The organism is Spirosoma horti (assembly GCF_054776595.1).
The window spans coordinates 261630-286069 of the sequence record NZ_BAAHBQ010000008.1 but is presented as its reverse complement, the minus strand read 5'-3'; the positions used below and the strand labels follow the sequence as shown (position 1 = coordinate 286069).

Genomic DNA, 24440 nt, shown 5'->3' with positions numbered 1-24440 from the left:
GTATCAAAAATCGTTGACCGAATAAGCTGTTGACACCAATCTATTCCAGTCGGGATGGCGCTTTAGAAAAACGCTGACGAATGGACAGAGCGGCACGATTTTCTGGTCGTGCTGCTCAATGTATTGCAGGACACCTTCCACTAATTTTGAGCCGATACCGTGCCCTTCCAGACTGGGATCGACTTCGGTATGGGTCAGCGCGAGGGTTTCATCATCGACCTGCTGGTATTCCACGATGGAGAGCTTCCCATCTGTTTCTAACTCGAAACGATGCCTGTGGGTATTATTTTTGATAGGGGTTTCGTTCATGTCTGTCAAACGGTTATCCTTTCTTTTACACAAAAAAATGCCGACTTGTTCACGCGAAGGGGTGTAAATTGCATCCGACTTCTTTCTTTTGCTGCTATGAACCGCCTTGACCGCCTGACCGCCATCCTGATTCATCTGCAAACCAAGCGCGTTGTTCGGGCACAGGAACTGGCCAACCGTTTCGGCATCAGCCTGCGAACCGTTTATCGCGACATTCGATCATTGGAAGAAGCCGGGGTCCCGATTGGTGCGGAAGCGGGTGTCGGGTATTTTCTGACGGATTATCACTTGCCACCCGTGATGTTTACGACCGCCGAAGCCAGTGCCCTGCTAATGGGAGGCAAGTTAGTAGAAAAATGGGCCGACCAATCCGTTAAAACAAAGTTTGAATCAGCGCTTTTCAAGATAAAGTCGGTTCTCAAACGCACCGATCAGGAACATCTGGACGACCTCGACGCCCACATTGATGTGGCAAAACCGCCCACTCAAAGCCCCTATTCCGACGAGTTGCTCAACGACATACAACAGGCCATTGCCCGCCATCAGGTGCTAACGCTCCAGTATCATTCACAGTATAACGATGCCGAAACCCGACGCGACGTTGAGCCGGTAGGCCTTTACCATTACAACATGGGCTGGCACCTCATTGCATTCTGCCGAACACGCCAGGACTACCGCGATTTCCGCGTCGATCGCATTCGGACGCTCACGAATTCAGGCGAGTTCTATTCGCGACGGAATCGGCTAACGCTTCAGGAATACCTGGATCGAATGGGCACAACCGACATGCCCACCGTGGCCGTAACCGTTTTATTTCGCAAAGCCACAACCCGATTTTTACATCGGGAGAAGCATACGTTTGGCTATCAGCGTGAGGACGATTTAGGCGACTATGTCCGGATCCATTTCCAGACACCCTATGTAGAAGGCTTGGCCCGATGGCTGCTTATGTACGGCAAATCAGCAACGATCGAACAACCCGATATGCTTCGAAACCGAATTCTCACCTTAGCGGAAGAAATACAGGCCCACTATAGCGAACAGACCGTTGCACCAATGCCTTAATCTTACGTTTGGCAGTACTTAAGTCAAGTTACCAGGTAGTCACGAATGACACGTTGTTCGTTCAGGGAGTTAAAAAATAATCGGGCGATGGAATGAGCCCCTTTTTTGGGTAAATCGAAGGGTAACAGAGGGGTAAATTCGCAACTCGACGATGATATTTACGTAACAGATGTTACCTTTGGCATGTAAATTCTATCCTGAAAAACGACTTTTAGCAGGAGTTAGACCGTGTTAGAACGTTATAATCAGCAGAACGTATTGTTTGCGCGTTTCTAATTAATCAGATAGAATAAGCTTAGCGTTGAATTCATACATTCTTTTGATTCTGTATCGCCTTTGCGTCCCCGTATCATGGGCATGGCTCCATAGTACGGACGATTGGCAATTTCATAGAACGTAAATGTATCTATTTTTCCAAAAACAATACCCGTTTAGTTAATCCTTTTACTTGGTTTTGCATCCAAGTACTTCACGCATCGCAAGTTTAGCAGTAGAAACTGCCTTAAAAAATTCATGTCGCAGCAATTTCCAATTTTATTAGTAGACGACGACCCATTGATTGCGGAGGTTTTACAGAGAGCTTCTGTAAGCAGCTTTCCGGAAGCTTCTTTCATTCATGTGAGCAGTTTTGAAGATGCTAAAACATATATTGAAGAGCTGGAGGGTAAAGGCCCCAAAATAGTCTTACTGGATATTGATTTGCAGGATAAAGTCGACGGACTGGATTTCCTGGCGTTGTTGAGAGCGCATCCTAAAGGACGCATACTGCCCGTGGTTATGCTATCGGCCAGCAAGACGCCTACGCTGGTTGAACGGGCCTATTCATTTGGAGCCTCCTCATTTACGCTCAAGCCGTTCAGCTATACCGACTGGAAAACGTATCTGAGTAATCTTAAAACGTATTGGTACGAAACGGTTACTCTGCTGGATGTCAGGCATTACAAAGAAGGCTAAGCAATCAGCACCTAATTAATATATTCGTAATCAACCTATTAGCAAATCACTAAACCAATACATGTCCACGCCGTGCCCCTCTCGAAGGGAACACGGCGCTTTTCTTTATATGGCTTCAGTTAGTAAAATTATTTACTAATCCGCTTCGTTTAATATAGTATCTTTGAGTAATGACTAATTAAACTATTCCGGGTAATTACTACCTTTTGTTTAGGAACCTTCGCTCGTAAAACGCCGACTCTTACGTACTCTAATTATGCAAAGACGTTCTGTATTAAAGAACTTAGCCATGACAATCGGTGGGCTGGTCAGCTTACCCGCCTGGGCCGCTGGCTGGACGCCCGATTCACTAGGGAACGTTTCTACCTTATCCGTCGATAACGAAACCCTTTTAGCCGACATTGTGGAAACCTTTATTCCCGAAACGACGACTCCCGGTGCCAAATCGCTTAACGTACACAAATTCGCCATGCGAATGATTAATGATTGTTATGGCGAACAAGCTCAAACAACGCTCCAGCAGGGACTTGCCCTAACAGACTCCACGGCCCAACAAGCGTATAATAAGCCCTTTTCGGCTGGCGATGCTACGCAACGCATGGATGTGCTGACCAAAGTAAGTGCATCAGCAGATCCAACGGGCAAAGCGTTCGTCGACATGATCAAAAAATTAACCATTCAGGGTTACATGAACTCCGAATACTACCTCGTTAATGTCGAGAAGTTCAACATGGCTCCTGGCTTTTATCATGGTTGTGTTCCCGTTTCCAAATTGGCCGTAAACGGCAGTAAATAGTGTAATTATTCGTTTCTTACATACCCTTATTCACGTTATTGCATGTCTTTTTTAACTATAGATTCGGTTAAAGACCGCACCTTCGACGCCATTGTGGTTGGTTCGGGAATTAGTGGCGGCTGGGCGGCCAAAGAACTGACTGGCAAAGGATTACGCACTCTCGTTCTGGAGCGCGGCCGGGATGTCAAGCACATTACCGATTATCCCACTACCATGATGCAGCCCTGGGAGTTCGCGCACCTCGGCCAATTATCGAAAGAATACATCGACGCAAATCCGGTTGCCAGCCGGTGCTACGCCAATAGAGAAGACGCCACGCATTTTTTCGTCAAAGATGCCGAACATCCATACGTACAGGAAAAACCTTTCGACTGGATTCGGGGCTACCATGTGGGCGGCAAATCACTTATGTGGGCGCGGGGAACCCAACGCTGGTCAGATTATGACTTTGACGGTCCCGCCCGCGACGGGTTTGCCGTAGACTGGCCCATTCGCTACGCCGATATCGCTCCCTGGTACAGTTATGTAGAAAAGTTTGCGGGTATCTCGGGTAACAAAGATGGCCTGGCGGCCTTGCCCGATGGTGAATTTCTGCCTCCCCACGAGCAATCCTGCGTAGAAAAACACTTTACGGACCAGATGGCGAAACGGTATAACGGCACCCGGCCCGTTATCATCGGCCGCTGTGCCCACCTGACCAAACCTCAGCCCATCCACTACCAGCAGGGCCGTGCCCAGTGCCAGAATCGGTCCTTATGCCAGCGGGGCTGTCCTTACGGTGGTTATTTCAGCAGCAACTCTTCTACACTACCCTGGGCTGCGAAAACCGGCAAAATGACCCTGCGCCCCGATTCGGTCGTGCATTCGATCATTTACGACGAAAAGCTCGGCAAGGCGTCGGGCGTTCGCGTGGTTGATGCCCATACGAAGGAAGTGACCGAGTATTATGCCAAGATCATTTTCCTGAATGCAGCCTGCCTGAATACCAACCTGATTCTATTGAATTCCAAATCCAGACGTTTCCCGAATGGATTGGGCAATGATAATGGACTGCTTGGCAAATATGTAGCGTTTCATAACTTCCGCACAACGATCTCGGCCGAACACGAAGGTTTTCAGGACACAACGACGGAAGGCATTCGCCCCAATGGCAGCTACATTCCCCGCTTCCGCAATGTGGCCAAACAGGAAACCGACTTCCTGCGCGGTTACGCAGCAGGCTTTGGCTCCAGCCGGGCCACCAGCGTCGATACCTCGGCTATGGGCGAAGACCTGAAGACAAGCCTGATGCAGCCTAAATATGGTAACTGGCGTGTAAGTTCGCACATGATGGGCGAAACGATTCCGAAAGAAAGCAATTACGTTGCGCTCGACTCCACCCTGACCGATGCCTGGGGAATTCCACAGCTAAAAATCTCGGTCGGATACGATGACAATGACGAGAAGATGATCGTCGACTTTCATGAGCAGATGACAGAAATGCTGACCGTGGCTGGTTTCACAAACATCAGAACGCACGACAAACCAGATAAAGCTCCGGGCCTCGACATTCACGAAATGGGCGGTGTTCGCATGGGGAAAGATCCTAAAACATCCATGCTCAACAAGTGGAACCAACTTCATACCTGCAAAAACGTATTCGTAACGGATGGAGCCTGCATGACCTCAACCTCCACCCAAAACCCCTCGCTCACCTTCATGGCCATCACGGCCCGCGCGGCCGACCATGCCGTGAAAGAAATGAAGAAGGGACTTTTGTAAGTCATTCAGTTTGTGGTTGGCTGGTTTGTGGTTTGTGGTTGGCTGGCGCACGAGTGTTGCTGACGCGCTACAAACCACAAATCAGCCAACCACAAACCAGCCAACCACAACCCGTTACCTAAAAATCGTAACCCTTCTTCCGTTGCTTTCACCTTCTGTTCCAGAAAAATGAGAACGTATTCCTTTTTGTTGCTCTTAGTTAGCTTACCCTTATTCATCAATTGCTCTCAAACTCAGACCCGTGAAACGCCGACGCAAACGAATGCCTCGAAGCCGTTAAGGATCACGCTGGAACTAGCCGACAACAATTATCAAAACAAAGGACGTTCCCTGTCTATGCTGACGCTTACCAATACGGGCAGCGAAGACCTGCCCGCAACTGGCTGGAAACTGTTTTTTAATGGCGGCAATCCCAGTAGTCTGGATGCTTCAGTGGCTCAGGTAAAACTCTTCAATGGCGATTTACACTACATCAGCCCAGGGCCGAAGTTCACGAAACTGGAACCCGGTAAGTCGACAACCATACAGGTTCTGGCCGGAAAAATCCGCAACAAAACCGACTTCCCGGTTGGCTTTTATCTGGTACTGGACAAGAACCCGGAGCAAGCCTATCCCGTTGACGTAGCGATAAAATCAGGGACGATCTACGAGAAATCCGATCGAATGCTGACCGAAAAGATTTTTGATCAGAATGCGAAAATCAAGGCCATTGCTGACGATAAACTTCAAAAAATATTCCCAACGCCTGTTTCGTATCAGGAGAAAGGAGCCCCCTTTTTGCTGGACAATCAGGTCGTGATTATCGCCGATAAGGCATTTGATCGAGAAGCTGATTATCTGGCCAACAGCCTGAAAGCTGTCATTGGCAAAAAACCAGCCGTCCAGGCGCAGGGAAGTGGGAAAACGATTACACTCCGCAAAAACCCATCACTCGCGGCCGAAGGGTATTCGTTGCACGTTGGCTCGGATGGCGTCGTGCTGACGGCCTCGTCGGGTGCGGGTGTTTTCTATGGAATTCAGTCGCTGCAGACGCTGCTTCCGGCGGATGCACTAGCTGGTAAGGCCGGGTCGGTCAGCGTGCCGGGGCTGGATGTAACCGATGCGCCCCGCTTTCCTTACCGGGCGTTCATGATGGACATGGCCCGAAATTTCCAGCCAAAATCAGAGGTCCTTAAAGTGCTGGATGCAATGGCGTTATACAAACTCAACACCTTCCATTTTCACTTTAGCGAAGACGAAGGCTGGCGGGTAGAAATGCCCTCCTTACCCGAACTGACCGATATTGGTGCCAAACGAGCCCACACCACCGACCCGACCAAGAGCCTAATCCCTTCCTATGGCTCCGGTGCTGACCTATCAAACCCTTCTGGTACGGGCTTCTACAGCAAAGCTGACTTTATCGAGATTCTGAAATACGCTCATGACCGTCATATCGTCGTAATTCCCGAAATCGAATCGCCGGGCCACGCACGGGCAGCCATCAAAGCGATGAATGCGCGCTACCAGCGATTCATGAAAGCGGGTAACAAGACCGAAGCAGAACGGTATTTATTGCAGGACATAGCCGACAAATCGGTTTATCGGTCGGTGCAGGGCTGGGATGATAACGTGATCGATGTATCACTTCCGTCGGCTTACACCTTTTTGGAGCGCGTGGTCGATGACTTGCGAGGTATGTACAAAGAGGCAGGGGCGCCCCTGCAAACGATTCATTTTGGCGGTGATGAAGTACCCGGTGGCGTTTGGGAAAAGTCGCCTTCCGTTCAGAAGTTGATGGCCAGCAATTCGTCGGTCAAAAACACCGATGACTTATGGTATTACTATTTCGGGAAAGTCAATCAATTGCTCAAAACCCGTAAGCTGTTTCTTTCCGGCTGGGAAGAAATCGGGCTCAAGAAAGTAAAGCAGAATGGCCGTGTAACGTGGGTGCCGAACGAAACCTTTGCAAACGAAAACTTCCGGGTAAATGTCTGGAAAAATAGTCCCGGATCAGGCGCCGAAGATCTCGCTTACCGCATGGCCAATGCGGGCTATAAAGTGATCCTTACCGGTGTCACCCATATGTATCTGGACCTGGCATACAACCAACTGTCGCAGGAGCCCGGCCAGTATTGGGGGGGCTATGTGGACATCGACAAACCCTTCTATTTCATTCCGTACGATTACCTCAGGAACCTGAAAGACGACAATACGGGCAACCGCATCAGCCCGTCTCTTATCAAAAGCCGGGAAATGCTGACGGCCAAAGGGAAAGCCAATATTGTGGGCATTGAAGCGCCCCTTTGGTCAGAAACGAACCGGACACCGCAGCAATTTGAATACAAGATGTTCCCTAAACTATTGGCGGTAGCCGAACGGTCCTGGGCCAAAGACCCCGCCTGGGCAATGGAGACAAATGAAGCAAAAAGCGATCAACTATATAATCAGGCCTGGTCTGAATTCATCAGTAAAGTAGGCAAGCGCGAGCTTCCCCGCCTGGATGTTTATGCAGGCGGCTATGACTATCGTATTCCCCCGGTTGGTGCAAAAGTGATCAATGGCAAGGTAGCTGCCAATGTTCAATTTCCCGGATTGACGATCCGGTACACGACGGATGGCTCGGAACCAACGGCCCAAAGCCCGGTCTATACGGAGCCCGTTGCCAGCAGTGGCCCCGTTAAATTTAAAGTATTCAATACCACAGGCCGGGCTGGGCAAACGGTAACGATCAACCAGTAAGCCAGCCAATTCATAATGACCGATACAAACACGCGCTTTCTATCTCTGGACGTATTCCGAGGGATGACGATTTGCTTCATGATTGTCGTAAATACGCCGGGAAGTGGCGCCACCCCCTTTTCCCCGCTGTTGCACGCACACTGGCATGGCTTTACTCCCACCGATCTGGTTTTCCCGTCTTTCTTGTTTGCGGTTGGCAACGCCATGAGCTTTGCTATGAAAAAGCACAGTTCGGTGGGTACAGCCGCCGTACTCACGAAGATTGGTAAACGGACAGCGCTGATTTTCCTGCTGGGCTATTTGATGTACTGGTTCCCTTTTTCCCGGCTCAGCGAATCAGGCGATGTAACGGGCTTCCCCATCAGCGAAACCCGCATTTGGGGCGTTTTACAACGAATCGCCGTCTGCTATGGCCTTGCGTCGTTACTGGTTTATTTCCTGTCGTTCCGAACGGTTATTTGGCTAAGCGTTGTCTTTTTAGTGGGCTACTGGCTCATGCTGCTCGGTTGGGGCGATCCCGCCGATCCATTAAGTCTGGCGGGGAATGCGGTATTAAAACTGGATCGATTTCTGATTGGCGATGCCCACCTGTACCATGGCGAAGGCATCGCTTTTGATCCGGAAGGGTTACTAAGCACGCTACCCGCCATTGTGAATGTGGTCATTGGCTACTACGCGGGTCAGTTTGTGCAACATAAAGGCAAAAACTACGAGAGTGTGGCGAAACTCCTACTCGTTGGCAGCGCCCTGATTTTTGCCGCGCTCTGCTGGAACCTGGTTTTTCCCATCAACAAAAAACTGTGGACCAGTTCGTTTGTACTACTAACCACCGGCCTCGATCTGGCGATTATGGCAACCTTAATCTACATGATCGAGATTCGACAGTGGAACAACGCCAACTGGACCCGGTTCTTTGTCATTCCCGGTAAGAATCCCCTGTTCATTTACCTCCTCTCCGAGTTATTGGTCATTGCCCTCTACATGATTCCGGTGGCATCAGGGGGAAGTCTGTTTTCGTGGATCAACAGTAGTCTGTATCAAAAGCTGGCGCCGGGGCCTGTGGGCTCGCTCCTGTTTGCCCTCTCATTCATGCTGGTTTGCTGGAGCGTCGGCTGGCTCCTCGACCGCCGTAAAATTTATGTGCGGGTGTAAATTGGTTTATTCGCCTTCGCCTTATTGACCGATTTGCCTACTTGGAGGAAAGCCATTCAGATCACGTGTTGAGCTAGGACTACTGGCAAAAATTTTCGTTTCATTGAGCAAAGTCCGGTCGCCTACTTCGTAGCCAAGCGGTAAAACATTGGTAGGCACAATGGGTGTGGCCCCTTCTGAATAATGGGTAAAACAGAAAGCAACGGGAAGCAGATAGTGCCCGGCTAAACCCGGATTAAGAGGAGGCATATGCTTTAAACCAGCCAAGATTTCGCCCTCAAAGCCATAGAGTTTGCTAGTCTGTCTGCTCATTTTCGGATACAATACAGAAATATCCCGCATGTGACCGGCCTGATCGATCGTAAAACCAGCGTAGTAGCGGCCGTAAATGGCTCTACGAGCGGGCTGGGCTGGGTAGTGAATCCTGCGGGTGACTACGTTCACAAAAACAGGATCTTTATTTAGATCAATCGCAGGACGAGTTAGCTGAGAAAAACTGACGTCAGCAGCCAGCAGGAGAGCGATCAAAATCAAACTAGTTTTCATGTCGTCGTTTTTTCTCGAGTAACAATAAAAATACTTACGGCTAACTAATTACTTATAACCTGCTAATTAACGGGGCATAAAACTAAAGTAAGCAAACTTATTAAACTTATTGAGTGTAGCTACAGGCGTTAAAATAAAGTAAAAATGACAACTAAATATTTTGCATTTTCGCTACGATAAACTAGTTTTTTGTAGCGAGTTGTATCTACTCGAAACGAAAAACCTGATTGATTCTCCAACGTTATGAAAAAGTATCTAGTTAGTCTTCTCCTGCTATCGCTCGTGGCCTGTCATAAAGAGTCAGAGGATACTGTTCTGCCAGACTATGCTGATTGGTACGCGATCAAAGCCCCGGAAGCCCGAGCAATTGAAGCCGTTTCCGGCGATCTTGACCAGACGTTAGTCATCGCCACCGCCTTCACCATTTACCAGACCAAAGACAGAGGCAAAACGTGGCAGACAACCTTCAAATCGGACAGGGGACTATTTGGCTTTACCGTAAAACAGGATACCTTATTAGTATTTGGTACTGAGTCGGGCGTCGCTCTTGATTCTATGGTGGCTTACGCAATCAATCCTTTTCAATATAGTCTCGATCAGGGAACTACCTGGAAGCAATATATCAATAGACGCCCAGAATTTGAGATAAAGGTGGCCCGTAATGTGGTTACGACGCCCTCAAAAACGGAGTACAGCATTGATTATTTGCTTACCCCCGTTTCGCCCGGTTCAACGACGTCAAACTACGTAGAATCAGTAGGCATCAAAACTTCCACGGGTCGTTTGTTAACTCTGCCGAATGACCACCAGATCACCAGTTTATACGTAGACAGTAAGTCCCGTCTTTATGTAACGGCATCCGCGCCACTCTGTGGCAGATTAAAAAACTTCGCCTTTTGCGGAGATCAGAACGGAATCCTGTACGTATCCAGGAATCCGCAACCTTGATGAATGGACTGGTTAATTCGTTCCGCATCAAAACAGCTTATGCATTGGTTTATTCCAAAAACTAAAAATACCGCAGATCAAACCAACGAAAGCCGGTGTAGTTAACGTTTATAGGAGTGAAAATCCTCCCTAAACAGTTCATACATGGCCAATCAGCCCGGTGGCTGGCTCGGTAAGCTAAGTAACCTTATCATTCCGCCCAGCCAGACCGATACAAAAACGGCTCCTGTCGTTACCAACAAACGTATTCTTGACGAACTCATCGCCAGTTTCGAAGACTCCATCCAGCGCGAATCAGTCGGGACGAGCCTGCTGTTCAATGCACACTTTCTGATTATTCTGCACCCCGATACGTATGAAGATCGCCAGAATGCGTTTCCGGTGGTGGTCAATGAAGCGGTTCAGTCATTCAAAGCCATCATTGAATCCTATAGGAGCGCATATGGGCGCGTGTCGCCGGTTGCATCGAGTTGGTTTTTTAAGTTTGGGGCAGGCCGGGAGTTTGGCGGAGAAGAAATCAATCCAGGTGATGTCAAAGTAATTGGAGCACTGACCGGCATTTTGCCCGGCAATGGGCAAGCCAATGCGCCAGCCGAGAAAATAAACGTTACCCGTCGGGTTAAACAAACGAACCGCTACGAGAAGGTAGATGTCGATCTGAACACGTTCCATCACATTGATTTTCGTGAGCCGGGAGCGTTTGTCGTAAAATTCAATTTCGATACACCCCTCAACACGCCCAGCCAGGCCAAAAGTGCAGCAGTCGCGAGGGCTACTAACCTAGCGGCTCCAGCCCTTCCCCGTAGTCTTGGTGCAGGATTAGCCCACATCAGCTACTACATTGCCGAGCAGAACAAAGAGGACACCTATCCGATGCGCGACCGGGAAATTGTGGTTGCCCGGAAAGACACCGACAACCAGCATTTCCCGAATTACTTACTGCTCGAATCCCCCTATGTGTCGAATCCGCACGCCCGGATTCGATATACTGAATCTACCCAATCGTTTCAGATAGCTTCATTCAGCCGTAACGAAACCCGCGTCAATGAGCAGCTCATTCCACGCAGTGAACCGGCGAACCCGACTTGGTTTGAATTACCTGCAAAAGCCCAGATCCTGCTCAACAGCATGGTAACACTTACTTTCCAAAGCAACACGTAAGCCATGATCGACGTTCTGCTTGTTTTAGTACTCTTCCTGTTCGTCTGTTTTTTAGTTATCAGACACGTTCAGGACTTACCTCGCTAATTCAGTTTGTGGAAGGCCTCTGCTAACCACAAACATTACTTCTGACTTACCTGATAATGAATAACTTACTCATCGCGGGAAAAACCGATGTGGGCCAACGGCGCAAGGATAATCAGGACACATTTATCTGCACGCCACTCTGGTCGGAAGCCAGCGCCTTACTGGTCGTGATCGATGGTGTGGGCGGCTATGCCGGTGGTGACCGGGCGGCTGCCATTGCCCGAGAGTCGATTGAACGCTATATGGCTACGCCGAATGGCGATCCGTTGTCCATGCTGCGCGAAGCCGTCGTTTTTGCCAATAACCAGATCAACGACGAACGGCTCAAAGATCCTCGGCTAAGCCAGATGTGCTGCGTATTGACGGCGGCTCTGGCCGATAGCCACACGGGCAAGCTCTATTTCGTTCACGTAGGCGACACGCGTCTGTACCGCTACCGGCAGGGCAATTTGGTCAAGCTCACCCGCGACCACTCGATGGTGGGCGTTCGGGAAGATGCCAACGAACTCACCGAAGCCGAAGCCATGAGCCACCCGCGCCGAAACGAGATCCTGCGCGAAGTCGGCTCCACCACGCACCGGGTCGATGATCCTGATTTCCTGGACGCCGACGAAACAGACTTTCTGCCCGGCGATCAACTGCTGCTGTGCAGCGATGGCCTGACCGATATGATCACGCAGGCCCAGATCAAGGCGATCCTGAACCGGGCTATCTCAGTGGAGGAACAGCTTTCAGAATTGATCCGGGTAGCAAATCATCAGGGTGGCAATGATAACATAACGGTTGTGCTGGCCCAGCATACGACAAAGGGCGAAGAATCACCTATCGCCGAACAGCGGGCAACCTCCACCCTGGCCGCTCCCCGCCACCCTTCGCCGGCGGCCGTCTCGCCATCGGCTCAACCCCAACCGACGGCCGAAACGACGCCAGCCAAACGATCATCAACGGGGCGCTGGGTCATGCTGTTCGCCTTGCTGGCACTCCTGGTGGCGGGTATCGTCTGGTATCAGTCCTGGCCATCGGGCAACACCTACCCAACGAGCGATAGCCTTAGTGCGATGGGTTCTTCATCAGGTGATACCACCTTTCTGCTGTCAACAAACCGTTCCCGATTGGATTCGCTGATCGAAGTGGCGAACCGAAATCCGGACCATCGGCTACTACTCACCGACGATACGATCCGTATCGACCAGCCGTTGGTACTAACAGACTCATTACTCGCGGTCATTGGCAGCAGCCCGCAAACGGTTATTATGCCGCTTGATTCAGCCCATGCACAGCTTGCCCTGCGCGTTGACCGACGGGGTGCCGTTACGCTGGAAAATGTGGTTTTCAGCGGGTTTAAAACGGGGATTGAAACAGCCGGAGACGCCAGACTTCAATTAAACAGGGTGTATTTCAGCCAGGTCGACCTTCCGGTTCGGGCCGCCGTTCGGCAGGATACCTGCCTGAACACCGTAATTTCAATTTCTGTACAAAAGCAGTCGGTTGCGCTTAAGCAACCTGTTGCGTCTAAACCAACTCGTCCCTGATGGCTACCGTTCGATTTAACACCCAGTTTCCCGGATACGAAATACTGAGTGAATTAGGCCGTAGCAACGCCCGCATTCTGAAAGCCCGCCATCTGGATACGGGCGATCTGGTTGCGATCAAACACTTCGCGCTGAACACGGATGCCGAAACACTCCGAAGGTTCCAGCGCGAATCGGCCATTATGACCAGTATTGCCCATCCAAACATCGTCAAGGTGCGGGAGGTGCAACTGGAGGCCGAGCTACCGTATATCGTGATGGAATTGATCGAGGGCGGTAGCGTATGCGACCTTCTCAAAGCGCAGGATCATCTGGATGTGCCAACGACCATTCGGTTGGGGCTGCAAATGGCGGGCGCTTTTCGGGCGATTCATACGCAGGGCATCGTTCACCGGGATGTCAAACCAGACAACATTCTCTATCGCCCGTTACCAAGTGGTGAGTTGCATTTTCTGCTCACCGACTTTGGCGTGGCCCGGCTCCATGAGCAGTCGACTACGTTGACGGGCCAGTCGCTGATGACGTATGAATATGCGTCACCCGAGCAGTTCAACGACCCAAAAAATGTGGGGGTGGCTACCGATTATTATTCACTGGGGGTTGTGCTCTACGAATGCCTGACGGGTAAAGTACCCTTTGCCCTGGGCGATCATTCCGGCATCGTCACTTTCATGAACAAGGTGCTTTCCGAGGCTCCTCCCGTTTTAACGGTTGCCGCCAATGGGCAGTCGCTGGGGCCGTTTACTCCTTTGCTGGAAGGGCTTTTAAAAAAGAAGGCGGCTGAGCGGTTGAGTGATCCCGATGAATTGACATGGCTACTGAAACAAGCAGAACTCGCCTATTTACAGGCTGGTCGGGCTAGCCGTTCGGAGCAGCCAGTCTCAGTTCCGGCGCCCGTTTTGGCGTCACGTACCTTAACGCATCAACAACCGCCGGAACCCGTGAAGCCCCGAGACGCTTTACCCGTGAAGGAATTGCACTCGTCTAAAGGCATAGGGACGTCAAAAATCATCGCGTTCCTTGCTTTCGTGCTGCTGATCCTGGCTGGCGTATATTACACCACAACGAAACCAACGGCAAAGTCGACCAATCGAACAGGCATAGGTAGTTCGGCAGTAGCTGACCAGCCTGCAGATAGTGCGACGCTGGTAGCCGCCAATGCAGATCCCGACACAGCCGCTATTCGGGCGCAGCAACGGGCCGAAGAAGCACAACGACTGGAACGACTCCGGCAGGAAGCCTTGATGGCCGTCAAGAGCGTTACGGTTAAGGCGACAAACTTCAAGGTCGGTCTGTTTGGCGGCATCAAACAGCTCCAGCTTCAGTTAAGCAATCCAACGCGTTTACGGTTTACCTATGTGGTCGTTCAGATAAAATACATCAAGGATGGTGGCGGCCTCTATAAAACAGAGACCGTCTATTTTAATAATGTGGAGCCGAATTCATCACCCATCCAGACGGCTCCGGATAGTGATCGGGGAACGAAGGTTACGTGTAAAATTTTACGGTATGAGTCGCCGGATATTCCCCAGAATTCAGACTCACTGGCTTCGTCAACCGAGTCGTTAAACTAAGGTATCAATGCCAACTGTCAGTGTAAATACCCATTTCCCGGGATATGAAATTATCGGTGAGCTGGGGCGCTCCAACGCCCGCGTTCTGAAGGCCCGCCATCTGGAATCAGGGGATCTGGTCGCCATTAAACACTTCACCCTGCATACAGACCCGGAAACTCTTCGGCGGTTTCGGGTCGAATCCGAAATTATGACTGGCATCCGCCACCCAAACGTGGTACGGGTACGGGAGGTACAACTGGATATGCCCCTGCCCTTCATCGTCATGGAATGGGTAGAAGGAGGTAGCCTGCGGACGCTCATCGACGAACAGGGGCAACTCACCGTGGCCACAACCATCCGACTCGGGTTGCAGATGTCCGAAGCCTTCCACGCTATTCACCCGCAGGGCATTATCCACCGGGACATTAAACCGGAGAACATTCTGTACCGACCCTTGCCCAGTGGCGAACTGCATTTTCTGCTCACCGATTTTGGGGTAGCCCGCATTCGGGAGCAATCGCAAACCATGACGGGCCAGTCGTTGATGACCTACGAATATGCCTCACCCGAGCAATTCGACAACCCCAAAGGCGTTGATGTAGCCACAGACTATTATTCGCTGGGGGTCGTACTTTACGAATGCCTGGCCGGGAAAGTGCCCTTTTCAATGGCTGATACGGCGGGAATTGCAACCTTCATGAGCCAGGTATTACACACACCACCACCTGCATTATCGTTGCCGGAAGGTCAATACCTACCTCCTAGCCTGACAACATTACTGGACTGGACGCTGCTCAAAAACCCGGCCGAACGCCTGAGCGATGTCACAGAATTGGCGCTGTTGCTGGGCCAGGCAAATGTAGAATTGCTGCAGGCTACCCGTTCCGGGAGTCGTCAGGCACCGGTCGTGCCCCGTTCACAAACACGGGTTGCTCCAGTATCCATGCCTGAGCCCGCTAACGCGTATCCGGCTGATTTAGAGGAAGAATCACCACGCAGTTCAACCAACTGGCCAATCATCCTGGCGGTAATTTTTGTGGTCGTATTGGCCGTCTTTGCCGTACTGTATAAAATGCGCCATAAAGAATCACCTGCTCGAACGCTCCCTGATTCGACGCTTACCAACAAGGATTCGCTGGGTTCTGATGAGATCGCAACCGATTCTACAGCAGCGCCGTTCAGTGAGCCTATCGAAGAAGAAACGGCACATGACACAGTCTTCATCACGTTACCACCGTCGGCGACGACAACGAACCCGACGCCGGTTTCTCCAGCCGATTCAACCGCAGTACCTGACTCGACCAGACAATGATGTATTATGCAATTTTACCAAATAGCATCCTGCTGTTTGGTAAAACGCACCTAATTAACCCGTAACGCACTATTGAATGAAATCACTTGACCGTTTGTATTTGCCGGGCGCATCGATCATGTTATTGCTGCTCTTTATCCGGCTATACACCAACCTCCTGCCGACCCTTGACCAGGCCAGACAGGCGTATGCCGCCGGGCAGTCGCTCAATCTTGACAAAGGAGTTAAATCATCCTCGATCCGACAATTGCTGAGCAGTGGCAACTATTATACCGATAGCCGGGATATTGATCTGGTTGCGGATTCGCTGCCCGCCAAACTTGCACAAAACAGCTCCCTCGATAACCTGGGAGCGGTCAATAAGCGTCAGTTTTCGGTGATGGCTCCGCTAACGTGGCGCAGTCGAATCGGCGGTGCTGACTTTCAGAGCCGACTCCGGTTGTCACGCCAGCAAATGGGTTTCGACTCGGTGCTGTACAATCGTGAACTGTCCAACCCCAAACCGTACCCGGCCATCGTTCAGGTCGGGAGCGGTTCGGTTTCATTTACGGGGCGGGTCAGTCGGGAAGACCGCCCCCTGTCGGGTGTGCTGATCCAACTCAAGCGACACCCGGCAACGGCTCTGCCCGATACGCTTCCGGACCGGTTCGTGTACGCCCGAACGGATACCGACGGCCGATTCACCTTTGCCGGACTGAAATCGGGGGTGGGCTATAGCGTTGTCCCGCTGAAGCCAGGATTTGAGTTTGGTAGCCGACGCGGCACCCCTCACCTAACCAGCGATCAGACCGTTAACTTTACCGCCCGACCGCACCAGCTTCGGCTCATTGGATCGACCGTTTACGGGCAGCTAAAAACCGACCACGCGCTTACCATCCGAACACCGACCACGTTCACCTGGCAATTCTGGGGAATTGTCGCAGGATTTCTGCTGGCTTTCTGGGTGGTTAATGCAGTCTGGTCCGTTCGGCGCTTTCATCCCGATCCTTTTCTGTTACCGATCCTGATGCTCCTCACGGGCTTGTCGGTACTTACTTTACTGGCCATACAGGACCCGTTGCAGGACACCCTTTTTGCCGGGCAAACGGTACAGGGCATCCTTGTCGGATTAGTTGGCATGACGATCGTATCCCAGCTGAACGTAGGTCGTTTCTACGCTACCTGGCGCTACGACTGGCTCTTTACGTTACGAAACCGGACTTCGGTCCGGCTGTCGGGCTGGACATGGTTGGTGTTAGCGGCAGGTCTGGCAGCGCTGACATTGCTCATCGGGTCGGGTCCCGAAGGCAGCGGAGTACGTGTGAACCTGTCGCTGCTGGGCTTAGCGTTTCAGCCAAGCGAGATCACGAAATACCTATTGCTTTTGTTTTTCGCCGGGTTCTTCGCGGCCAACGAACAGCAACTGCGGCAACTTCCCGATTTACGCTGGCGGTTTGCCGTCAGTTTTGGCGCACTGGCCGGAGCCGGTCTGCTCATGTTGCTCTATCTGCTGCTGGGCGATATGGGTCCGGCGCTGGTGGTGTGTTTCACGTTCCTGCTCTTCTATAGCATTGCCCGGGGAAACCTTCCACTTACCCTGGCTACGGCTGTTGGTTATGGCGTCGCGTTATGGCTTTTGCCAGGCGCTATAGCCACGCTGCTCTGTCTGATAGCCGTCATCGGGTACATGTTCTGGAAAGGCGATGCCCGCTCCAAAACCGGCACAGGCTGGATCGCTTTGCTGGCCGAAGCACCCGTATTGCTGTTGCTGGTTATGGCCATGTTTGCCTTTGGCGATCAATTGCCTTTTGTGGGCGATCGGCTGGCCGACCGGAAAGCCATGTGGCTCAACCCCTGGAACAACGATGTGTATGGGGGCGACCACCTGGCGCACGGCTACTGGGCGCTGGCGGCTGGGGGCTGGACCGGGCAGGGACTGGGAAAAGGATTCGCCAACGCCATTCCGGCCGCTCACACCGACATGATTCTGCCCAGCCTGGGCGAGGAATTGGGCGGTCTGGGCGTTGTTTGCGTATTCCTGTTATTTGGCGTACTGCTCCACCGGCTGTTTCTTCATGCGCGCCGGGCGGGGCAGCCATTCAGTTTTTTCCTGATCGCGGGTATAGCTATTGCCACGGGGACTCAGTTTCTGATTATCGCAGGCGGATCGATCGGGTTGCTGCCCCTTACAGGAATCAGTGTACCGTTTTTGAGTTACGGCAAGATTTCGCTTATCGTCAACTTAACGGCGATGGGTGCCGCTTTTAGCGTCGCGCACAGACCGGGCGAAGTCGCTCAGCGAGAATACCTGTCGACCCATTACGATGCCGTTCTCATGGCGGGTATCACCGGATTTCTGGCGGGTATCGTTGTGCTCATTGTCCACTTACTGCCCATCGTAGGCTGGCGGGGTAGTGCCTATATCGTGCGTCCGGCCCGGGTGGTAACGCGCAATGGCGATCCTGTGTACAGCTATAACCCACGCATCGAACGACTTACGCGAGCGCTTGCGGCAGGCACGATTTACGACCGAACGGGCCTGGTCCTGGCGTCGAGTTCACCCGAACTAATCCGGCAACAAGCGGCCAAACTCCAGCAAAGCGGCCTTGACGCTGACGCGGTCGACGGGCTGACAAAAAAACGACTTCAGCGGTATTATCCCTTTGGCAATCAGCTATTTTTCTGGCTTGGTGATCTGAACACGCAACTTTTCTGGGGGCAAAGCAACGGCTATTATGCGGAGGCTACGCACCTCAGCGAGTTGCGGGGTTTCAATAGCCGCCCCCGCAAGACGAACCTCGTTACGACCGATTACCGGGCCGACCGTTTTAGCCCGTCCGTTCAGCAAACGCGTACCTTGTCCGTGTATGATTACAGTGAGCTGGCTCCCGCCCTGCGGGCTGGGCTGGATAGTCGGGAAGTTGCCGAACGAAAAGCCAAAAACCGCGACCTGCACCTGAGTGTCAATGCAGAACTTCAGGTGGCCATTCAGCAGGCATTGGCTACGTCCGATTTCCGGAACCGGCGTGTTTCGGTTGTGGTGCTCGATGCAAGTTCGGGCGATGTGCTGGCGTCGGCGCTACACCCACTTCCCAACCTGCAAACGCCCGATGTGATGCAGATGGCCGACCGCGACCGGCAGAAATTGCCCTATCTGGTTACGGAGCGCGACCTGGGCATGACTTACCCAACGGCGCCCGGCTCAACCGCTAAAATACTGACCGCCATGGCAGCTTTTAACAAGCTTGGCGCATCGGCATCCGAGGTTAGCTATTCCATTTCATGCGACGAGATCATCCGCCGGGGCACCCGCGAATCAGAACCCTGCAATGAATCCGTCGATATGCGGAAGGCCATTGTCCGCTCAAGCAATGTCTATTTTATCCGAACGGCAAACGACCATAAACTCGACAATGAAATGGCGGATCTGTATCTGGCCACCGGCATGAACGTCGACTTCGTAGGTGGTTATTCTTTTTCAGATACGCGCACAGACCCCGAGCGCGATCAGATTCGAAAACACTGGCGCGACTCCTCTTTTGTGGTCCGCCGGAATTTATACAGCAGTACGCAATACCCCAAACGGTACCGCAGTGAGTTCTCGGGGCTGGCCTGGGGACAGGGACAACTCACCTCTACTCCGGTTGCGCTGGCCCGCATGGCGGGGGCCATTGCCAACAAAGGCGTGCTGCAACCATCGCGGTATGTACTGGAGCAGGCAGGAAAACCACAAGCGATTGGAACAGGCCAGCGGGTGGCTCGTCAGGCCAACTACGCCGACCAGCTTGAGTCATTCATGATCGATCAGTCGAACCCATCCGAGGGCCGAAGTAAAATTAGTGTAGCCCGAGTGGCAGGAAAAACCGGCACGCCCGAACGCATTGTGCAGGGGATTCGCCGGAACGACGGCTGGTTCGTATTTTTCGCCCCAACACCCAATGGACAGTCGCATACGGTCGTTAGTGTCCGTATCGAGTTGGGCGAATCATCGGCCGAAGCCGTCCAACTGGCAAACACCGTTGTGGCCCCCATCCTGAAACAACGCGGGTATCTGGGGAGCTTTTAATAACGCGGATCGCACGGGTGCCCCGCTCTGATTCGCCTTACAGTCAATAACTTTACAAACGATGAGCCTATTCGACACGATAAAAAACCTGTTCGGCTTCACGCCCACGTCATCCGAGCCGGCAACCAAGCCAGCGATTCAGTCTCTTGATTCGGCAGAGACTAACCAACCGATTCCAGAACCGGCTAAATCCGTTTTGCAAGGGCCACCACCCGCTGGCCAGCGCCGGGATCAGATGCTTCGCTTTATCGTCGATAAGTTGCGCCCGTACCAGAATGAGCCCGAAACGGCTCCCACAGGTATGACCCTATGTATTGCTTCGACCAGTCCCGAGGAGGAGGAGATCGATCGGGTTGCCTTATGGGCTAGCCAGCCCGGTAAATTTCAAAAAGAGTTGAGTCGTCAGCTCGCCGACAATTATATAAAACTACCCACCCACTGGCGTTTCGACTACGCGTTTTATTCGGATGCGCTGCCCGAAACAACCTATCGGGAGGGCAACCTGGGATTGATCGTACAAGACAACACAAAAGCGCAGGGGGCTCCTTTACTAGCACGAGTGGTGGCCCTAAGCGGCCAGACGGAACTGCTCGATTACGTGCTGGACCCTACGCAAAAAACCAGTTTCTGCATTGGGCGGGGCCGCTCCACACAAACGGCATCGGGTCGTATCCGGACAAATGACATCGTAATTCTTAACGACGATGACCCCGGTTTTGACCCCCGGAAAGGAGCCGATAACGGAGCCGTTAGCCGCTCTCATGCCACCATTCGGTACGAGGTTACCCGGCGGCAGTATTCGCTCCTTGTCGATGCGGGCGGGCTACCGGCCAGTGGCAACAAAACAAAGATCTTCCACCCGGACAACCGCATGGAACGCGCCGATATTGCCGGAATGGGCTACCCGCTTCAGCACGGCGACCAGATTGAGCTAGGGGGCGCGGTCACGCTGTTGTTTGAGTTGGTATGAGGTATGCCCGTTTCTTTTTTAGTGTGGTATAAGTTTCTTAAAGCCTCGCTTGTCGGTTACTTATAACCGACATCACAGCCCATTAACCGACACCACAGCAACAGCAATAGGTCCTTCCGTAAATTCCTTAACTTACTGCACCAAACCGACCATTCGTTTATGATGCAACGTATTTTATTACCCTTACTTATCGCCACCATGATTGGCTGTACTTCGAAGAAGACCGACCAGACAACCACCGCAAACAAGGACTTTGCGACCGTTCTGGACGACTATTATGAGCAGCGGTTGAAACTGTTTCCGGTAGAGGCTACCCAGCAGGGAGACAACCGGTACAATGACCAGTTGCCCAATGATATTTCGCAGGCGTTTCTGAACCAGACCAAGTCATTCTATAGCAGCACCTTAGAGAAACTAAACTCATTTGATCGGGAAAAGCTATCCGACGAAGACAAGATTTCCTACGACATTCTCAAGCGTGAATTAGCCCTGCAACTGGAGCAATACCCATTTCATCAGGAAGAAATACCGTTCAACCAGTTCACAGGTCTCACGCTGGCTTTTGGCCAATTGGGCAGTGGCGAAGGGTCGCAACCGTTTAAAACGGTTAAGGACTACGACGACTGGCTCAAGCGCGTTTCCGCCTTTACTGTCTGGGGCGATACGGCCATTGCTGCCTTTCGAAAAGGAATGGCGACTGGACGGGTATTACCCAAAAGCCTGGTTGTCAAGATGATCCCGCAGATGACCGACCTGGTTGTGAGTGATCCGACGAAGAGTCTATTTTATGGACCGATCAAAAAGCTGCCATCAACATTCAGCGCGGCCGACAAAGACCGGCTGACGGCTTCGTATAAGAAAGCCATCACCAAACAAATTGTGCCGACTTACCAGAAGTTGGGGACTTTTTTAAAAACCGAATACCTGCCCAAAGCCCGCACGACGTCGGGTATCGATGTCTTGCCACAGGGCCCGGAGCTTTACCACTATCTGGTCAGAACCTGGACCACCACCAACGACACACCCGATCAAATCTATGCCATTGGGTTAAAAGAGGTAGCCCGAATTCGGGGGGAGATGGAGAAGGTAAAAACACAGGTTGGCTTCAAAGGCACGCTGGACGAGTTTTTCACGTATCTCAAAACCGACAAAAAGTTCTACCCCTACAAACAACCAAAAGAGGTTCTGGCCGCTTTTCATACCATTCTGGCGCGAATTGAGCCGAATCTGAAAAAGCTCTTCATCAACACCCCTAAATCGGAATTCGAAATCCGGCAGACCGAGAAATTCCGGGAAGCCTCGGCCAGCGCGGAGTACAACCAGGCGTCAGCTGATGGCAGTCGGCCGGGGATTTTCTACGTACCCATTCCGGATGCCAGCAAGTTCAATGTCACGTCGGGTATGGAATCGCTGTTTTTACATGAAGCCATTCCGGGGCATCATTATCAGGTATCCCTGCAACAGGAAAATACCAGCCTGCCTAAGTTTCGGCGGTTTGCGTGGTATGGTGCCTACGGCGAAGGCTGGGCACTTTACTGTGAATCGCTGGGCAAAGAGCTGGGTATTTACACGGACCCCTATCAATACATGGGTGCGCTGGGCGATGAAATTCACCGGGCCATTCGGCTGGTCGTCGACGTGGGCTTACATACGAAGCACATGACGCGCGAAGAGGCCATCAAATACATGATGGACAACGAGCCCATTGCCGAACAGGGCGCTACTGCGGAGATAGAACGATACATGGCCATTCCGGCACAAGCCTTATCGTACAAAATCGGCGCCTTAAAAATCCGTGAACTCCGCACGAAATACGAAAAGCAGCTGGGCGACAAATTCAGTCTGGCCGCCTTTCACGACGAGTTTCTCAAAGACGGCTGTATGCCGCTGGATGTGCTGGAACGCAAAATGGATGCCTGGGCTGAGCGTCAGAAGTAAGGTTTCCCCCACCCCAACCCCTCCCCTTTTTTAGGGGAGGGGCTAAGAAGGGCTCTTGATTTAGGAAAGTTATTTAGACTATTGACAGCCTTTCGAAATTGATCTCATTTTGCAAAAGTTGTCGGTAGACTCTGATAATCCTTTGGACTCACTTGAGCGCATCCCCTTTTTTTAGGGGATGGGTTGGAGTAAAAAGCTGATAATCAATATCCCTGATTCTGCCCGAACGTAGTCTTGTTATTGTACGTATCGATTTCTGATTGCGGAATAGGATACAGCGTTCGGTAGGCAGGCATAGTGATACCCGTCACTTTGATGGCGTCAACCGCCGTTCCCGTACGAACGAGATCGAACCAACGGTCGTTTTCCAGGGCCAGTTCCAGCCGCCGTTCGTTGATGACGGCCGTCCGGAAAGCCTCTTTCGTCGCCAGTTGAGCACCCGTATAGCTGGGTACCCCCGCCCGCGTCCGAACCAGGTTCAGCGTTCTGAAGGCTTCACCGTCAGCCTGGTAAGCAACTTCGTTCAGGGCTTCGGCATACAACAGTAACACATCCGCAAAACGGAGTACCGGGAAGTCATTGCCAACATCGTTTGTTCCGGACAGTTCGTCGTAGAACTTTCTGGGGACGGCGTTGATGCTGGTTGGCACGGGCACCTGCACCGTCAGCGGAAGTCGCTTATCAGCAGGCAAATAAGCCGCCCGCAACGACGGTTCGATGTTATCGCCAATGCTGGTGCCATACCAGGAACCATGGCCTTCACCCTGTAAGCCCCCTTTTTTGAATTTGACGGCGAACAGAATTTCTGCGTTGTTCTTGTTGGCAACCGAAAATACATCGGCCACATTAGGCAGCAACTTAAAAGTCGTTCCGTTCACAACATCTTTCAGCGTCGATACGGCCAGATCGTATTTCTTCTCTGTTACATAGACCTTTCCCAGCAGCCCTTTAGCCGCACCCGATGTGGCCCGACCAATATCGGCACCGGTGTAGGTGGCAGGCAAACCCGCCGACGCATCGGTCAGGTCTTTTTCGATGGCGGTATAAATATCGGCCACTTCATTTCGGACATACGAACGGGCGTCGGTCGTCGAACCCGCCTTGAGTACGAGCGGCACTTTGCCCCACAACCGAACCAGGTTGAAGTAAGACAGAGCCCGAATAAACTGCGCTTCCCCTTTATATCGGGCCTTCAGGGTCGCATCCATCGTGACCGCGTCGATCTTGTCCAGAATCAGGTTGCAGCGATTGATTCCGGTATAGAGGCTTCCCCAGGTATCGCGCAGGACGGAGTTCGTCGTTGGCTCGATAAACCGGTCGATGTTATACCGAAGTCCGGCACCCGAAGATGGGTCGTTATCGAGCACATTATCACTCCGGGTTTCGATAATCGTATTGTAATCACCTCCGTATTGCGTTGAACTCTGCAAGGCATCATAGGCCCCGTTAACCGCATTTCCGAAGTCATTTGCGGTTTTATAAAAGTTATCTACATTGGGTTGTGACAACGGTTTTAGGTCCAGAAAATCTTTCTGACAAGCCGACAGGCTAACCAACAGGGCCACGGCTAACGTTATTTTTTTCATAGCT

The 24440-nt window shown here is 51.9% G+C and carries 17 protein-coding genes; 14 read left to right on the top strand and 3 right to left on the bottom strand.

Features of this window, described 5'->3' with window-relative positions:
• Positions 1 to 3: 3 nt before the first annotated feature.
• Positions 4 to 309 carry a GNAT family N-acetyltransferase gene (locus ACYVAM_RS24860; protein WP_461072130.1) on the bottom strand — a complete coding sequence of 102 codons (306 nt, stop codon included), beginning with the start codon at positions 307 to 309 and terminating at the stop codon, positions 4 to 6.
• Between the two features lie 96 nt (positions 310 to 405).
• Between ACYVAM_RS24860 and ACYVAM_RS24855 the strand changes: the two genes are divergently transcribed.
• From ACYVAM_RS24855 to ACYVAM_RS24830, 6 genes are all read left to right on the top strand, one after another.
• Positions 406 to 1374: a helix-turn-helix transcriptional regulator gene (locus tag ACYVAM_RS24855; RefSeq protein ID WP_461072128.1), complete on the top strand. Its 969-nt coding sequence runs from the start codon at positions 406 to 408 to the stop codon at positions 1372 to 1374.
• Between the two features lie 513 nt (positions 1375 to 1887).
• Positions 1888 to 2328: a response regulator gene (locus ACYVAM_RS24850; protein WP_461072126.1), complete on the top strand. Its 441-nt coding sequence runs from the start codon at positions 1888 to 1890 to the stop codon at positions 2326 to 2328.
• Positions 2329 to 2584: 256 nt separating this feature from the next.
• Positions 2585 to 3124, top strand: a complete 540-nt coding sequence (locus tag ACYVAM_RS24845; RefSeq protein ID WP_461072124.1) for a gluconate 2-dehydrogenase subunit 3 family protein — start codon at positions 2585 to 2587, stop codon at positions 3122 to 3124.
• Between the two features lie 42 nt (positions 3125 to 3166).
• Entirely contained in the window at positions 3167 to 4885 is a 1719-nt protein-coding gene (locus tag ACYVAM_RS24840; protein ID WP_461072122.1) for a GMC oxidoreductase, read from the top strand.
• A 168-nt stretch (positions 4886 to 5053) separates the two neighbouring features.
• Positions 5054 to 7603, top strand: coding sequence for a family 20 glycosylhydrolase (locus ACYVAM_RS24835; protein WP_461072120.1), 2550 nt, complete (start codon positions 5054 to 5056; stop codon positions 7601 to 7603).
• A 15-nt stretch (positions 7604 to 7618) separates the two neighbouring features.
• The gene (locus ACYVAM_RS24830; RefSeq protein ID WP_461072118.1) at positions 7619 to 8755 is read left to right on the top strand and encodes an acyltransferase family protein; all 1137 of its coding nucleotides are present in this window, start codon (positions 7619 to 7621) and stop codon (positions 8753 to 8755) included.
• 21 nt (positions 8756 to 8776) lie between these two features.
• On the opposite strand, the gene ACYVAM_RS24825 is transcribed toward ACYVAM_RS24830, so the two are convergent.
• Complete coding sequence (locus ACYVAM_RS24825) at positions 8777 to 9301, bottom strand: hypothetical protein (RefSeq protein ID WP_461072116.1); 525 nt, start codon at positions 9299 to 9301, stop codon at positions 8777 to 8779.
• Positions 9302 to 9544: 243 nt separating this feature from the next.
• Between ACYVAM_RS24825 and ACYVAM_RS24820 the strand changes: the two genes are divergently transcribed.
• The 8 genes from ACYVAM_RS24820 (at position 9545) to ACYVAM_RS24785 (ending at position 22850) form a co-directional block, all read left to right on the top strand.
• A complete protein-coding gene (locus ACYVAM_RS24820) occupies positions 9545 to 10249 on the top strand; it encodes a beta propeller repeat protein (protein ID WP_461072114.1) in 705 nt (234 codons plus the stop codon).
• A 144-nt stretch (positions 10250 to 10393) separates the two neighbouring features.
• Entirely contained in the window at positions 10394 to 11410 is a 1017-nt protein-coding gene (locus ACYVAM_RS24815; RefSeq protein WP_461072112.1) for an FHA domain-containing protein, read from the top strand.
• 143 nt (positions 11411 to 11553) lie between these two features.
• On the top strand, positions 11554 to 13029 hold the full coding sequence (locus tag ACYVAM_RS24810) for a PP2C family protein-serine/threonine phosphatase (RefSeq protein WP_461072110.1): 1476 nt from the start codon (positions 11554 to 11556) through the stop codon (positions 13027 to 13029).
• Positions 13029 to 14603: a serine/threonine protein kinase gene (locus ACYVAM_RS24805; RefSeq protein WP_461072108.1), complete on the top strand. Its 1575-nt coding sequence runs from the start codon at positions 13029 to 13031 to the stop codon at positions 14601 to 14603. Before ACYVAM_RS24810 ends, ACYVAM_RS24805 begins: the two co-directional genes overlap by 1 nt.
• 7 nt (positions 14604 to 14610) lie before the next feature.
• A complete protein-coding gene (locus ACYVAM_RS24800) occupies positions 14611 to 15897 on the top strand; it encodes a serine/threonine-protein kinase (protein ID WP_461072106.1) in 1287 nt (428 codons plus the stop codon).
• Between the two features lie 76 nt (positions 15898 to 15973).
• Complete coding sequence (locus tag ACYVAM_RS24795; RefSeq protein WP_461072104.1) at positions 15974 to 19942, top strand: FtsW/RodA/SpoVE family cell cycle protein; 3969 nt, start codon at positions 15974 to 15976, stop codon at positions 19940 to 19942.
• A gap of 61 nt (positions 19943 to 20003) precedes the next feature.
• Positions 20004 to 20912 (top strand): FHA domain-containing protein, encoded by a 909-nt coding sequence (locus ACYVAM_RS24790; protein WP_461072103.1) that lies wholly within the window; start codon positions 20004 to 20006, stop codon positions 20910 to 20912.
• A 159-nt stretch (positions 20913 to 21071) separates the two neighbouring features.
• Positions 21072 to 22850 (top strand): DUF885 domain-containing protein, encoded by a 1779-nt coding sequence (locus ACYVAM_RS24785; RefSeq protein ID WP_461072100.1) that lies wholly within the window; start codon positions 21072 to 21074, stop codon positions 22848 to 22850.
• A 203-nt stretch (positions 22851 to 23053) separates the two neighbouring features.
• On the opposite strand, the gene ACYVAM_RS24780 is transcribed toward ACYVAM_RS24785, so the two are convergent.
• Positions 23054 to 24436 carry a RagB/SusD family nutrient uptake outer membrane protein gene (locus ACYVAM_RS24780; protein ID WP_461072098.1) on the bottom strand — a complete coding sequence of 461 codons (1383 nt, stop codon included), beginning with the start codon at positions 24434 to 24436 and terminating at the stop codon, positions 23054 to 23056.
• Between the last annotated feature and the right edge of the window lie 4 nt (positions 24437 to 24440).